General features: G+C 60.2%; 13 protein-coding genes. 6 read left to right on the forward strand and 7 right to left on the reverse strand.

Going from position 1 to position 13,311, the window contains the following annotated elements; translation table 11 throughout:
- Window positions 1-39: 39 nt before the first annotated feature.
- The 3 genes from ACIQV9_RS11970 to ACIQV9_RS11980 form a co-directional block, all read right to left on the reverse strand.
- On the reverse strand, window positions 40-987 hold the full coding sequence (locus ACIQV9_RS11970; RefSeq protein WP_403101362.1) for an ornithine cyclodeaminase family protein: 948 nt from the start codon (window positions 985-987) through the stop codon (window positions 40-42).
- Window positions 988-1,114: 127 nt separating this feature from the next.
- A complete protein-coding gene (rhlB, locus tag ACIQV9_RS11975) occupies window positions 1,115-2,602 on the reverse strand; it encodes an ATP-dependent RNA helicase RhlB (protein ID WP_403101364.1) in 1,488 nt (495 codons plus the stop codon).
- A gap of 85 nt (window positions 2,603-2,687) precedes the next feature.
- Window positions 2,688-3,344 (reverse strand): alpha/beta hydrolase, encoded by a 657-nt coding sequence (locus tag ACIQV9_RS11980; protein WP_403101365.1) that lies wholly within the window; start codon window positions 3,342-3,344, stop codon window positions 2,688-2,690.
- Window positions 3,345-3,813: 469 nt separating this feature from the next.
- On the opposite strand from ACIQV9_RS11980, the gene ACIQV9_RS11985 reads away from it, so the two are divergent.
- The 4 genes from ACIQV9_RS11985 to ACIQV9_RS12000 all read left to right on the forward strand — a co-directional run bounded on the left by ACIQV9_RS11985 (window position 3,814) and on the right by ACIQV9_RS12000 (window position 7,972).
- Window positions 3,814-4,842 (forward strand): amino acid ABC transporter substrate-binding protein, encoded by a 1,029-nt coding sequence (locus tag ACIQV9_RS11985; protein WP_403101367.1) that lies wholly within the window; start codon window positions 3,814-3,816, stop codon window positions 4,840-4,842.
- Between the two features lie 65 nt (window positions 4,843-4,907).
- Window positions 4,908-6,089, forward strand: coding sequence for an amino acid ABC transporter permease (locus tag ACIQV9_RS11990; RefSeq protein WP_403101369.1), 1,182 nt, complete (start codon window positions 4,908-4,910; stop codon window positions 6,087-6,089).
- A 10-nt stretch (window positions 6,090-6,099) separates the two neighbouring features.
- The gene (locus ACIQV9_RS11995; protein WP_403101371.1) at window positions 6,100-7,197 is read left to right on the forward strand and encodes an amino acid ABC transporter permease; all 1,098 of its coding nucleotides are present in this window, start codon (window positions 6,100-6,102) and stop codon (window positions 7,195-7,197) included.
- Between the two features lie 10 nt (window positions 7,198-7,207).
- Window positions 7,208-7,972, forward strand: coding sequence for an amino acid ABC transporter ATP-binding protein (locus ACIQV9_RS12000; protein ID WP_007944823.1), 765 nt, complete (start codon window positions 7,208-7,210; stop codon window positions 7,970-7,972).
- 142 nt (window positions 7,973-8,114) lie between these two features.
- Here the strand turns inward: ACIQV9_RS12000 and ACIQV9_RS12005 are convergent, their stop codons facing one another.
- The gene (locus ACIQV9_RS12005) at window positions 8,115-8,573 is read right to left on the reverse strand and encodes an REP-associated tyrosine transposase (RefSeq protein ID WP_403101373.1); all 459 of its coding nucleotides are present in this window, start codon (window positions 8,571-8,573) and stop codon (window positions 8,115-8,117) included.
- Between the two features lie 210 nt (window positions 8,574-8,783).
- Between ACIQV9_RS12005 and ACIQV9_RS12010 the strand changes: the two genes are divergently transcribed.
- Both ACIQV9_RS12010 and ACIQV9_RS12015 read left to right on the forward strand, forming a co-directional pair.
- Window positions 8,784-9,443: a FadR/GntR family transcriptional regulator gene (locus ACIQV9_RS12010; RefSeq protein WP_403101375.1), complete on the forward strand. Its 660-nt coding sequence runs from the start codon at window positions 8,784-8,786 to the stop codon at window positions 9,441-9,443.
- On the forward strand, window positions 9,433-10,734 hold the full coding sequence (locus tag ACIQV9_RS12015) for a CynX/NimT family MFS transporter (protein ID WP_403101377.1): 1,302 nt from the start codon (window positions 9,433-9,435) through the stop codon (window positions 10,732-10,734). Before ACIQV9_RS12010 ends, ACIQV9_RS12015 begins: the two co-directional genes overlap by 11 nt.
- Here ACIQV9_RS12015 and ACIQV9_RS12020 read toward each other — a convergent pair whose 3' ends face one another.
- The 3 genes from ACIQV9_RS12020 to ACIQV9_RS12030 form a co-directional block, all read right to left on the reverse strand.
- On the reverse strand, window positions 10,735-11,385 hold the full coding sequence (locus ACIQV9_RS12020) for a DUF1120 domain-containing protein (protein WP_403101379.1): 651 nt from the start codon (window positions 11,383-11,385) through the stop codon (window positions 10,735-10,737). It abuts the gene before it with no gap.
- Window positions 11,386-11,463: 78 nt separating this feature from the next.
- The gene (locus ACIQV9_RS12025; RefSeq protein WP_403101381.1) at window positions 11,464-12,087 is read right to left on the reverse strand and encodes a DUF1120 domain-containing protein; all 624 of its coding nucleotides are present in this window, start codon (window positions 12,085-12,087) and stop codon (window positions 11,464-11,466) included.
- A gap of 81 nt (window positions 12,088-12,168) precedes the next feature.
- Window positions 12,169-13,311: a DUF1120 domain-containing protein gene (locus ACIQV9_RS12030; RefSeq protein WP_403101383.1), complete on the reverse strand. Its 1,143-nt coding sequence runs from the start codon at window positions 13,309-13,311 to the stop codon at window positions 12,169-12,171.

Here is a 13,311-nt window from a genome sequence, read left to right on the forward strand (position 1 = left end):
CCTTCGCGGGCAAGCCTCGCTCCTACAGGATTTGTGGTGTCAGGGGTGTAGGCGGTAGATGGCATTGGCCAGTGCGATGTCTTCCAGGCCCAGGCCGATCGAGCGGAAGAACACATGACGGTCGTAGTCAGGGCGTTTTACCTTCTCGCTGAGCAGATCCGGCAGGTCGCCAACGATCGCGCTCTTGTCCCAGCCATGTTGTTCCCCCGCAATCAGCATTTCACCCGCCGAACCCGGGGTGGTCTGACGATAGTCGCAGAACACCTGCATGTCATTGAGGCTCTGCGGCGGGACTTCATGGGCGCGCGGGGCGTTGGTGCTGATGGAGGTGATCAGCGCCGGTTTGCTCAAGCTGGAGGGATCGATCACCGGGCCGGCGGACGAGGTGCAGAGCATGATCACGTCGGCGTCCTGAATCGCCGCTTCGCGACTGTCGGCGATGGTCAGGCGTGAATCGAGGCGTTTGAGCTGTGCCAGCGTTTCAGGGTTTTTATCGCTCAGGCTCGGCGAATAGAGGCTGATGCTCTGCCAGTCACGCAGATCTTTAACGTAATGCAGGTGTGCCTGAGCCACCTTGCCGCTGCCGATAATCGCCAGGCGCTGCGCCTTCAACGGGGCGAGGGCATCGACGGCGACGGCGGTGGTCGCGGCCGTGCGTGCGGTGGTCAGTTCGCCGGCATCGCACAGCAGCAACGGTTGACCGGTTTGCATCGACATCAACAACGTCCAGGCGGTCACCAACGGGCCTTGTTCGCGCACGATGTAAGGCGAAGTCTTGACCCCGTAGACGCCGTCTTCGGCCAGCACGCCCAGGTAGTTGATGAAGTCGCCAGCGCCCTGAGGGAACTCCACCAGCTGCTGCGCCGGTTGCACCGCTTGCCCGGCCGCCAGGTCGCGGAACAGCTTGCGCAGGATCTGCGGCACGTCGACCTGCGCCAGCAGCTCGCGGGCCTGGGGTTGGGTGATCACATAAGGCGTACTGGACATGGTCGGCTCCGAGCGCTGCAATTAAACTAATTTGTCCATTATGGACTTTTAGTTGTCTTGGGCAACATCGGGACGAAAAAAAAGCGCAGTCCGTTTCCGGCTGCGCCTCTTCCTGCAAGGGCCCGAGTTACGGGCGCTTGCGCTCAACCGCCCGCAGCAGATGCGTCGGCGGCGTTTCACAGCTGATTTTCCGACCCAGCAACGCCTCGATGGACGGTAGCTGGTAGGAGTCATCTTCACCGGCAAAACTGATGGACACGCCATCCGCGCCGGCACGACCGGTACGACCGATGCGGTGCACGTAATCGTCCGGGACTTCCGGCAGGGTGAAGTTGATCACGTGGCTGATGCCGTCGATGTGGATGCCGCGACCGGCCACGTCGGTGGCGACGAGCACGCGTATCTTGCCTTCGCGGAAACCTTCCAGAGTCTTGATGCGCTTGTGCTGCGGTACGTCGCCGGACAGTTGCGCGGCGTTGACGCCGTCACGCACCAGGCGTTCTTCGATGCGCCGCACTTCATCCTTGCGGTTGGCGAACACCATGACCCGCTCCCAACCGTTGTCGTTGACCAGGTTGTAGAGCAGTTTGTATTTGTCGGCACCGGCGACGGCGTAGATGTGTTGCTCGACGTTTTCGCTGGCCACGTTCTGCGACTCGATCTCGACGATCGACGGGTCGGTGGTCCATTGCTTGGCGAGGTTCATCACGTCTTCGGTGAAGGTGGCGGAGAACAGCAGCGTCTGGCGCTCGTTCTTCGGCGGCGTCTGGCGAATGATCTGACGCACTTGCGGGATGAAACCCATGTCGAGCATCCGGTCGGCTTCGTCCAGCACCATGACTTCGACCATGTCCAGATGCACGTCGCCGCGCTGGTTGAAGTCGAGCAGGCGACCCGGGGTGGCCACGAGGATGTCGCAGTGACGGGCTTCGAGGTGCTTGAGCTGCTTGTCGAAGTCCATGCCGCCGACAAATGTCATGACGTTGAGGCCGGTGTACTTGGTCAGGTCGGCGGCGTCCTTGGCGATCTGCACCACCAGTTCGCGGGTCGGCGCGATGATCAACGCCCGCGGTTCACCCATGTAGCGTTCCTTGGGTGGCGGGGTTTCCAGCAGTTGGGTGATGATCGAGATCAGGAACGCAGCGGTTTTGCCGGTGCCGGTCTGGGCGCGACCGATGGCGTCTTTGCCCGCGAGGGTGAAGCCGAGCACCTGCGCCTGGATCGGCGTGCAATACGGAAAGCCCAGATCCTGGATGGCGTGCATCAGTTCCGGGGCGAGTTTGAAATCGTGGAAACGGGTTTTGCCTTCCTGGGGTTCGACGGCGAAGTCTTCGAGTTTCCAGGGAATGACCGGCGCTTTCGGTTTCGGTTCGCGCCGCGGTTTTGCAGGTTTCGGCGTTTCGCTGCGCGGTGGCTCGGCGGCGAAAATCTCGACAGGTTGGGCGGCCGGTGTGGCCACAGGCTCGTGTTTCGGTGCCGCTACGGTTGCGGTCCGGCCAGGCTGATTACCGTCGGTGCGGTGGCTGGGGATGTGAGACGGAGCGCTGGCAACTGGCGCGAGCTGCTCAGTCTCGCTTTTACCGAACATTTTCTTGAGTGCTTTGAGCACGGTCATCTCATCAATTGGTTAAGGAATATACGCCGGCCAGTGTAATGCAAGAATCGGGCGCGGCGTAGTGGGATGGATCAATGGGTCGGGATTAGCGTAAACGCTCGGCCAGCCAGACGCCGATGTCGCGAATTTCCTCGGGTAACACTTCGTGACCCATTGGGTATTCCTGCCATGTCACGGTGACACCACGCTGCTTCAAATGCTCGTAGGCGCTGCGACCCATGGCGTTCTGAACCACGTCATCGTACTGGCCATGCATAGACAGCACGGGAATGCGCTGCTGGCTGGCCGAAAGCTCCAGTTCATCGCTGAAGGTCGGTGCATAAGTGGAGAGGGCAAGTACGCCACCCAACGGCCCCTGCCATTTCAGGAAAGCGGTGTGCAAGACGACAGCGCCGCCCTGGGAAAAACCTGCCAGGAAAATCCGCGAGGCGTCTATTCCGCTGGCGCGCTGCTCTTCAATCAAATCGAAGACTCTCTGCGCCGACGCTTCCAGCTGCTCACGACTGATCGCGCGCGCCGGGCTCATGGCCAATATGTCGTACCAGCTCGGCATCTCATAACCGCCGTTGATGGTCACGGCGCGGGTCGGTGCCTGCGGGAGAACGAAGCGAGTGGTCAGCAGGCTTTCCTGCAAGGCTTCGGCCACTGGCAGGAAATCGTAGCGGTCGGCGCCCAGGCCGTGCAGCCATATAACGCAGGCGTCTGCGGGCTTAACGGGTTGAAGAATCAAGGGCTCGGTCATGGCTGCTCCAATTTTGTGCGTGCGCTCTCAATGAGTGCGTGAGGTGAGTGCGCGTCTGGTTGATCCGTTAAGAAGATGTCGCAAGGCTACAAGTTTTGCTATTGACCTGTCGTCGAACGGCTTCGGCGAGCGGTCTGGTACGGGCTTTGCTATAGGAAAGCCTGTACTGAAAATCCCACGCCTGTCGGTAACACTATCAGGCCATTGTGGTTGGTGGGATAGCAAAAGAATCCGGTGATGGATGTTCGCCAGTGGCCGCTACGGGCTTCGCGAACGTGAAAGGGCTACCGCCCGTTCGGCCGATTGGTGAGAAGTGAGTGGTCCATGATGTGGATTTTCTCCTACTAGACTCATAGCGCAGGTCCTGCGTCGGTTGACCCCAAAAAAAGCCAACACGGGTCGACTACGCCTCATAAGGGTGCGACAGGACTCAAGCTCCGACACAACAAGAGCAAAACTGGAGGTTTGAATGAAGATGTTGAAATCCACTCTGGCTATCGTGACTGCAGCCGCAGTACTTGGTGTCAGCGGGTTCGCTCAGGCGGGTGCAACCCTGGATGCAGTGCAGAAGAAAGGTTTCGTACAGTGCGGTGTCAGTGACGGTCTGCCGGGCTTCTCGGTTCCAGACTCCACTGGCAAGATCATCGGTATCGATGCTGACGTCTGCCGTGCTGTGGCCGCTGCCGTATTCGGCGACGCGACCAAGGTCAAATTCAGCCAGTTGAACGCCAAAGAGCGCTTCACCGCGCTGCAGTCCGGCGAAATCGACGTGCTGTCGCGTAACACCACCTGGACCAGCTCCCGCGATTCGGGCATGGGCCTGGTGTTTGCCGGCGTGACTTACTACGACGGCATCGGCTTCCTGGTGAACAACAAGCTGGGCGTGAAAAGCGCTAAAGAGCTCGACGGCGCCACCATCTGCATTCAAGCCGGTACCACCACCGAGCTGAACGTTTCCGACTACTTCCGTGGCAACGGTCTGAAATACACCCCTATCACTTTCGACACCTCCGATGAAAGCGCCAAGTCGCTGGAATCCGGTCGTTGCGACGTGCTGACCTCCGACAAATCCCAGCTCTACGCACAACGCAGCAAGCTGGCGACCCCGACCGACTACGTCGTTCTGCCGGAAACCATCTCCAAGGAGCCTCTGGGCCCGGTCGTGCGTAAAGGCGACGAAGAGTGGTTCAGCATCGTGAAGTGGACCCTGTTCGCCATGGTCAACGCTGAAGAAATGGGCATCACCCAGAAAAACGTTGAAGCTGAAGCCAAAGCCACCAAGAACCCGGACGTTGCTCGTCTGCTGGGTGCTGACGGTGAATACGGCAAAGACCTGAAAGTGAAGAAAGACTGGGTCGTGCAGATCGTCAAGCAAGTGGGTAACTACGGTGAAGTGTTCGAGAAAAACCTCGGCAAGAGCACTCCGCTGTCCATTGACCGCGGGCTGAACGCTCTGTGGAACAACGGCGGCATTCAATACGCACCACCAGTGCGCTGATGGTTCTATCACCCGGTGGGCCAACCACCGGGTGATGTTCTGTTCCATTACATCCGGGGCACTTCATGCAAAATTCAATCGGCGCACCAAAGCAGAGGCTCAGCCTCAGCGATCCCAAAGTGCGTGCGTGGCTATTTCAGATCATCACCATTGTGGCGGTGGTCTCGATGGGCTGGTACCTGTTCGACAACACACAGACCAACCTTCAACACCGGGGCATTACCTCCGGTTTCAGCTTTCTGGAGCGCAGTGCCGGTTTCGGCATCGCTCAACACCTGATCGACTACACCGAATCGGACAGCTATGCCCGGGTGTTTGTCATCGGCCTGCTCAACACGCTGCTGGTGACCTTCATCGGCGTGATCCTGGCGACGATCCTCGGGTTCATCGTCGGTGTGTCACGGCTGTCGAAGAACTGGATCATTGCCAAGCTGGCGACTGTTTATGTGGAAGTCTTCCGCAACATTCCGCCGCTGCTGCAAATCCTGTTCTGGTACTTCGCGGTGTTCCTGACCATGCCAGGGCCACGCAACAGTCATAACTTCGGCGACACCTTCTTCGTCAGCAGCCGCGGTTTGAACATGCCCGCAGCGCTGGCGGCCGACGGTTTCTGGCCGTTTATGGTCAGCATCGTCGTGGCCATTGTCGCCATCGTGCTGATGACTCGCTGGGCCAACAAGCGCTTCGAAGCAACCGGCGTACCGTTTCACAAATTCTGGACCGGCCTGGCGCTGTTCCTGGTGATCCCGGCACTGTGCGCGCTGATCTTCGGCGCACCTGTGCACTGGGAAATGCCGGAACTCAAGGGCTTCAACTTCGTCGGTGGCTGGGTGCTGATCCCGGAACTGCTGGCGCTGACCCTGGCCCTGACCGTGTACACCGCGGCGTTTATCGCCGAGATCGTGCGTTCGGGTATCAAGTCGGTCAGCCACGGCCAGACCGAAGCGGCGCACTCGTTGGGCCTGCGTAACGGTCCGACCTTGCGCAAGGTGATCATCCCGCAAGCCCTGCGCGTGATCATTCCACCGCTGACCAGCCAATACCTGAACCTGGCGAAGAACTCTTCGCTGGCGGCCGGTATCGGTTATCCGGAAATGGTGTCGTTGTTTGCCGGTACGGTGCTGAACCAGACCGGGCAGGCGATCGAGGTGATTGCCATCACCATGAGCGTGTACCTGGCGATCAGTATCAGCATTTCCCTGCTGATGAACTGGTACAACAAGCGCATTGCGCTGATCGAGCGGTAAGGAAAAGCGCATGAGTACTCATACTTTCAAACCTGACATGCCGCCACCGAGCAAAGTCTTCGGGCCGATGGCGTGGATGCGCGCGAACATGTTCTCCAGCTGGCTGAACACCGCGCTGACCCTGTTCGCGTTCTACCTGATTTACCTGGTGGTGCCGCCGATCCTGCATTGGGCGATCCTGGACGCCAACTGGGTCGGCACCAGCCAGGCCGACTGCACCAAGGAGGGCGCCTGCTGGGTGTTCATCCAGCAGCGCTTCGGCCAGTTCATGTACGGCTACTACCCGCCGGAACTGCGCTGGCGCGTAGACCTGACCGTGTGGCTGGCGGTCATCGGTGTCGCACCGTTGTTCATCTCGCGCTTTCACCGTAAAGCGGTGTACGGGCTGAGCTTCCTGGTGCTGTACCCGATCATTGCCTGGTGCCTGTTGCATGGCGGCGTTTTCGGCCTGACTACCGTGGCGACCAGCCAGTGGGGCGGCTTGATGCTGACCCTGGTGATCGCCACCGTCGGTATTGCCGGTGCGTTGCCGCTGGGGATCGTGCTGGCGCTGGGCCGTCGCTCGAACATGCCGGCGATTCGAGTGGTCTGCGTGACCTTCATCGAATTCTGGCGTGGTGTGCCGTTGATCACGGTGCTGTTCATGTCCTCGGTGATGCTGCCGTTGTTCCTGCCCGAAGGCATGAACTTCGACAAACTGCTGCGGGCGCTGATCGGCGTGATCCTGTTCCAGTCGGCCTACGTCGCCGAAGTGGTGCGTGGCGGTCTGCAAGCGATTCCCAAAGGTCAGTACGAAGCGGCTGCAGCGATGGGCCTCGGCTACTGGCGCAGCATGGGCCTGGTGATTCTGCCGCAAGCCCTGAAGCTGGTAATCCCCGGCATCGTCAACACCTTCATTGCGCTGTTCAAGGACACCAGCCTGGTGATCATCATCGGCCTGTTCGACCTGCTCAACAGCGTCAAACAAGCCGCCGCCGACCCGAAATGGTTGGGCATGGCCACCGAAGGCTATGTGTTCGCGGCCCTGGTGTTCTGGATTTTCTGTTTCGGTATGTCGCGCTATTCCATGCATCTGGAACGCAAGCTCGACACTGGCCACAAGCGTTAGGAGTTCTGTAATGAGCGAAGCAATCAAAAAGCCTGTGAGCCCTGAAGGCATTATTCAGATGCAGGGCGTGAACAAGTGGTACGGCCAGTTCCACGTGCTGAAAGACATCAACCTGAACGTCAAGCAGGGCGAGCGAATCGTGCTGTGCGGCCCGTCGGGTTCCGGCAAGTCGACGACCATTCGTTGCCTCAACCGTCTGGAAGAACACCAGCAGGGCCGCATCGTGGTCGATGGGGTGGAACTGACCAACGACCTCAAGCAGATCGAATCGGTCCGCCGTGAAGTCGGCATGGTGTTCCAGCACTTCAACCTGTTCCCGCACCTGACCATCCTGCAGAACTGCACGCTGGCGCCGATGTGGGTGCGCAAGATGCCCAAGCGCCAGGCTGAAGAAATCGCCATGCATTACCTGGAGCGTGTCCGCATTCCAGAGCAGGCGCATAAATTCCCGGGGCAACTGTCCGGCGGTCAGCAACAGCGTGTGGCGATTGCCCGTGCCTTGTGCATGAAACCAAAAATCATGCTGTTCGACGAACCGACTTCGGCACTCGACCCCGAGATGGTGAAAGAGGTTCTGGACACCATGATCGGCCTGGCCGAAGACGGCATGACCATGCTCTGCGTGACCCACGAAATGGGCTTCGCCCGCACCGTGGCCAACCGCGTGATCTTCATGGACAAAGGCGAAATCGTCGAGCAGGCTGCGCCGAACGACTTCTTCGATAACCCGCAGAATGAGCGGACTAAGATGTTCTTGAGCCAGATCCTGCATTGATCGACGCTTGGCAGTGAAATAAACCCGGACAGTGTTCCGGGTTTATTTTTGCCCAATCAAACGCTCCACCTGCTGCACGCTAACCCTGTAGGAGCCGGCTTGCTGGCGATGGCGGCATAACAGCCGCCACCGAGTATTCCGGCTATAGCCATTTGGCATCCCACAGTGGGTAATCGTGCACGCGTGTGACAAGCCCCGCACGCAATGGATTGGCAACGATGTATCTGGCGACCGCTTGCAGATCCTCTTCACGGCGAATCGCACGGTCATGGAAACCTCGCTGCCATACCATCCCTCTGCGCTCAAGCCGCGCGTTTACCGCCCGCGCGCTGCGCGATTTGGTTGCTAGCACCAACGCCGACAACGAGTTGTTCTTCAGTTCTACCAGCCAATGAAAATGGTCGGGCATCACCACCCACGCGAGGGAATCAACCCATTCTTCTGTATGCGCCTGACGAAAGTGGTCTACCACCAGACGTCCTGCCCGCCAGTCAGTAAAAAACGGGGTGCGATTCCAGGTGACAGCCGTCAGCAGATAGATTTGGCCGGTTTGGGAGTAGCGGCCGGCGCGCAAGCGATTGGCATGGGGAAGATCTGGCATTCCATTACCCTCCTGTGTTTTGAGAGAAACAGAAGGCTAGTGCGCAATAGTGTGAGGCGTGGCCAAAGTTAAGTTCTGAATGTGTCGGCACGATCGCCATCGCCAGCAAGCCGGCTCCTACAGATGTGCGGTGGATCCGTTGCCTTGTCCGGCTAAGCTGACTAACATGTCAGAAAATTCATCCTATGATTGGATGAAAGGGCGAATCGTATGTCAGACATTTCTCCACTCGTTAAGCGATCCCTGGTCGATCAGGCCCTGGATCAACTGCGCCAACGCATCAACAACGGCGCCTGGCAGGTCGGCCAGCGTTTGCCTACCGAGCCAGAGCTGTCCGCCGAGTTGGGCATCAGCCGCAACACCGTGCGTGAAGCCATGCGTGTATTGGCGTTTTCCGGTTTGATCGAAATCCGTCAGGGCGACGGCAGTTACTTGCGGGCGGTGATCGATCCGCTCGACACCCTGAAAGCCTTGTCGCGCTGCTCCCATGAACAGGCCCGCGAGACCCGGCACATCCTTGAAGTCGAAGCCATCGGCCTCGCTGCCTTGCGCAGAACTGACGAGGACCTGGTGGCCTTGCGCGAAGCGCTGGGCGTCAGCGGCAGTCACTACCACGGCGATCTCGACAGCTACATTGCCTGCGATCTGGTGTTCCACCGCCGTCTGGTGGACGCCGCGCACAACCCGACCCTCAGCGAGCTGTATCGCTATTTCTCCAGCATCGTCGGTGCGCAATTGCGCCAGACCCTGAACATCTCCCCGCGACGCCAAGAGGTGTTCGACCTTCATATCGAACTGCTTGATGCCGTCGAACAACGCGACCCGGAACGGGCCAAAGCCCTGTCGAGGCAGTTGATCAATGAACCTTGAAACCGAGAATTCCATGTCCAGCCAAAACATCACTCAACCCAAGCGCACAGCAGAACTCGAAGAGCTGCTGATCGACGCCGAGGCCGATGACGAAGAGGTCCAGCAGCATCATCCAATCCTGCGCCGTCCGTGGCTGTTGCTGCTGGGTTTGATTCTGGTGGCGTTGAACCTGCGCCCGGCGTTGTCGAGCATGGCGCCGATGCTCAGCGAAGTCTCGAAGACCCTCGGCTTGTCGGCGGCCGAGGCCGGGTTGCTGACGACGCTGCCGGTCCTCTGTCTCGGTTTGTTTGCTCCGCTGGCACCCTTGCTGGCGCGACGCTTTGGTGCCGAGCGGGTGGTGCTGGGGATTCTGTTGTTGCTGGCCGGCGGGATCATCCTGCGTAGTTCGTTCGGTGAAATCGGCCTGTTTGCCGGCAGTGTGCTGGCCGGCGCGAGCATCGGTGTGATCGGCGTTTTGTTACCGGGTATCGTCAAGCGCGATTTCCCGAAACAGGCCGGGACCATGACGGGCGTCTATACAATGGCCTTGTGTCTGGGCGCAGCCATGGCGGCCGGGGCGACGGTGCCGTTGAGCGAACATTTCGACAAGAGCTGGGCCCTGGGCCTCGGTTTCTGGGTGGTGCCCGCGCTGGTCGCGGCGGTTTTCTGGTTGCCGCAAGTCGGGCAGAAACAAGGCGCACATAACGTCGCGTATCGGGTTCGCGGCCTGTTGCGTGATCCGCTGGCCTGGCAAGTCACGTTGTACATGGGCCTGCAATCATCCCTGGCGTACATCGTCTTTGGCTGGTTGCCGTCGATCCTGATCGGTCGCGGCCTGACACCGACCCAGGCCGGTCTGGTGCTCTCGGGTTCGGTGATTGTCCAGTTGGCCAGTTCTCTGGCGGCGCCCTGGCTGGCGACGCGCGGCAAGGATCAGCGGCTGGCGATTGTGGTGGTCATGCTGCTGACACTCGGCGGACTGTTCGGCTGCCTCTATGCACCGATCGAAGGCCTGTGGGGCTGGGCGATCCTGCTCGGTCTGGGGCAGGGCGGTGCATTCAGTCTCGCATTGACACTGATCGTGCTGCGCTCGCGCGATTCCCATGTTGCGGCCAACCTGTCGAGCATGGCCCAGGGCTTCGGTTATACCCTGGCGTCGATGGGGCCGTTCGCGGTCGGTATCGTGCACGACTGGACGGGGGGCTGGACCGCGCTGGGCTGGATCTTCGGCGTGATCGGCCTCGGCGCCATCATTGCCGGCCTCGGCGCCGGGCGTTCGCTGTACGTTCAGGTTGAAAGCGAAAAGGTCTGACTACAGGTAAACAACATCCAGCGTCGCCGAGCCGTCGAGTTGCACTTCGGCGCTCAGGTCCAGCTCGGAGGTTGGCGCGATGACTGTTTCGACAGTCACCCGGCTGGTCAGAGTGCGGAGGACAATCGGGCCCGCGGTGCTGCCTGCACTGTCGGTAAAGCCGAGATAGCTATTGGCGCCAATCGGAATGACCTGGCTATTCGACGAACTCCAGGCTTTGCCGCCCGTGGTCGAATCGGTTCGATAGACCCGCGTCAGGTCGTCCACCACGGTGCTGGCCGGATCGAAGTTGAGCGAATACAAGCCGATTTTGTTGTTGCTGTGGTCGTGGTTCAGGCCGTAGTAAATCTCGCTATTGACGATCGCCGAGCCGTCGCGGTTGTCGCGCATCAGCAGGGCAAAACGCGCGGGCGCATTGCACTGAATGTTGAGGTCGAGTGTCTGGTCGCGCAGTCGCGTGCGTTTGTCGACGCTGAGGTCCTGCCGGGAGATTTTCCCGTAGTCGACGAGGCCGTTGTTGGACAGCATCGGGGTGCAGGCGAGTGGGGTGATGAGGCCAGTGACCGTCAGGTCTGTCGACGAACTGGCGAAGGTAAGCGGCGACGTCAGGACGATGAACGCCATCGTCAGAGCGTGTGGAATCTTTTTCATGGGACAGGTTTCGCTTTGTCTGGTGAGCGGCATCAGTCCTTGCCCGAAGCGTGACCTCGGGCAAGGTTGGCTACGGGGTTATGGGTAGGCGATGGTGATGGTGGCCGAGCCGTCGAGAGCGACTTCGTTGGTCAGGTCCAGTGAGTCGGCGCGGGCAATTTGAGTCGATACCCTAAGGTCTGCCAGCAGATCCTTGATGGCAATCGGCGTGGTCGGGCCCCCTACAGCGCCGAATGCCGAGAGTTGGTTAGGCGACACCACGGGGCTGGCGAACCAGGTATTTCCATTGGTAGCGGACAACAATGACTGGACGGCGACACCATCTCCAATCGGAGTCCTGATGCGTACGACGTAACCGCCAAGCTTGCGATCACCATTGACAAAGCCCAGGCCGAAATCGTTGCTGTCATCACTCGTGCCGGACCTGTTATCGGTCGGTAACAACCTGAACGCGGTCGCTGCGTCACAGCTCACGGTGAGCTGCAATGTCTGCCAAGGCAGTGTCGTGGGTTTGTCCTGATTCAAGTCTTTGGCTGAAAGCTTGCCATGATCGATGATCCCGCCACCGGAAAGCGTCGGCGTGCACGCCGACGGAGTGATAGCGCCAGTCACCGTCAAATCAGTGCTCGAAGCCGCCAGTGCATGAGGTGCAACGCCAATCAGCGCAGTGGCGGAGAGTGCTGCAAAGTATTTTTTAATCATTGTTTACTCACTTCTATGTTGTGCCCTGTCTGTCCCGAGGCGCTCAAGTGCGCCCCGGATCCAGCAGGATCGGGTTGGGTGTTACAGGTAAATAATCTCGATCGTCCCCGCGCCATCGAGGTCGATAGCGCTGCTCAGGTCCAGGCTGTTGGTGGGGGCGATGACGGCGTCGACGGTCACCGTGGTGCTGAGGTTCTGGATCAGCACCGGGCCGGCACCGCTGCCGGCGTTGTCGGTGAACGCCAGGTAACGGCTTTTGCCGATGGCGATCGGATTGGCGCTGCCGGTACTCCAGGCCGTGCCGGCGGTGCTGGAGTCGGTTCGATAGAGGCGGGTGAAGCCGTCGGCATTGGCGTCGGCCGGGTCCACGCGCAGTGAAAAACGACCGATCCTGTTGCCGCGGCTGTCCTTGCCCAGGCCGTAGTCGATCTCACTGTCGAGCGTCGCCGAGCCTGAGCGGTTGTCATGCATGATCAAGGCGAAGTACGCCGGCGCGTCGCAGCCGACCATCAGCGTCAACGACTTGGGCGGCAGGTGTGTGTCCTGGTCTGCGTGCAGGTCTTTTTTCGACAGGGTGCCGAAGTCGACCACACCGCCGTTGGACAGCACCGGTTCGCAGGCCGCCGGGGCGAAGCGGGCGCGCAAGGTCGCCTCGTGGGTGCGTCCGGCGGCGACGGCGTCGAACACCCCGAAGGCTTCCCAGGTCACCGCGTCACGCACCTGCATGCCTTGCTCTTGAACCCAGGCCGTCAGCTCAAGTTGCGCCGAGAAACGGCGCCCCTGCACCGGGACGCCGGCCTGCACCGGGACGACCCCGTGCTCCGGCCGCCAGATCAGGCTCGACGCTGTTTCTGCCGGCGGCTGCCCGAACCCGGCAATCAAGCCGATATCGACCGATTGGCCATCCAGAACGGCATCGCGAATACGCATCTGATAGCTGCCGCGTTCGGCAAAGTGAAAGCGTTCGGCGGTCGCGGCCATCGCCCGATAGAACAGGCTCATGTCGATGGGCTGCGCACAGCTCAAGGTCAGGCTGAGCTGGCGTTCACCGAGGTTGCGCTCCGGTGCGGCATCAGGCCGTATCGCCCGGTTCATCAGCCCGTAATCGAGCACCGGCTGGCTCAGGTTGACCTGGCAGTCGGCCTCGGACGCCGAGGCCAGTGGCGTGAATCCACTCAGTGCCAGGAGCGCGAGGGTCAATAGCAGAAAGCGCAACAGGTTCAT

Origin of the sequence: Pseudomonas sp. NPDC099000, from assembly GCF_044759925.1 — a bacterium.
GTDB lineage: Bacteria > Pseudomonadota > Gammaproteobacteria > Pseudomonadales > Pseudomonadaceae > Aquipseudomonas.

Excerpts from the sequence above, each read along its gene's own strand:
- ACIQV9_RS11970 (WP_403101362.1), bottom strand. The coding sequence starts at position 987 with ATGTCCAGTACGCCTTATGTGATCACCCAACCCCAGGCCCGCGAGCTG.
- rhlB (WP_403101364.1), bottom strand. The coding sequence starts at position 2,602 with ATGACCGTGCTCAAAGCACTCAAGAAAATGTTCGGTAAAAGCGAGACT.
- ACIQV9_RS11980 (WP_403101365.1), bottom strand. The coding sequence starts at position 3,344 with ATGACCGAGCCCTTGATTCTTCAACCCGTTAAGCCCGCAGACGCCTGC.
- ACIQV9_RS11985 (WP_403101367.1), top strand. The coding sequence starts at position 3,814 with ATGAAGATGTTGAAATCCACTCTGGCTATCGTGACTGCAGCCGCAGTA.
- ACIQV9_RS11990 (WP_403101369.1), top strand. The coding sequence starts at position 4,908 with ATGCAAAATTCAATCGGCGCACCAAAGCAGAGGCTCAGCCTCAGCGAT.
- ACIQV9_RS11995 (WP_403101371.1), top strand. The coding sequence starts at position 6,100 with ATGAGTACTCATACTTTCAAACCTGACATGCCGCCACCGAGCAAAGTC.
- ACIQV9_RS12000 (WP_007944823.1), top strand. The coding sequence starts at position 7,208 with ATGAGCGAAGCAATCAAAAAGCCTGTGAGCCCTGAAGGCATTATTCAG.
- ACIQV9_RS12005 (WP_403101373.1), bottom strand. The coding sequence starts at position 8,573 with ATGCCAGATCTTCCCCATGCCAATCGCTTGCGCGCCGGCCGCTACTCC.
- ACIQV9_RS12010 (WP_403101375.1), top strand. The coding sequence starts at position 8,784 with ATGTCAGACATTTCTCCACTCGTTAAGCGATCCCTGGTCGATCAGGCC.
- ACIQV9_RS12015 (WP_403101377.1), top strand. The coding sequence starts at position 9,433 with ATGAACCTTGAAACCGAGAATTCCATGTCCAGCCAAAACATCACTCAA.
- ACIQV9_RS12020 (WP_403101379.1), bottom strand. The coding sequence starts at position 11,385 with ATGAAAAAGATTCCACACGCTCTGACGATGGCGTTCATCGTCCTGACG.
- ACIQV9_RS12025 (WP_403101381.1), bottom strand. The coding sequence starts at position 12,087 with ATGATTAAAAAATACTTTGCAGCACTCTCCGCCACTGCGCTGATTGGC.
- ACIQV9_RS12030 (WP_403101383.1), bottom strand. The coding sequence starts at position 13,311 with ATGAACCTGTTGCGCTTTCTGCTATTGACCCTCGCGCTCCTGGCACTG.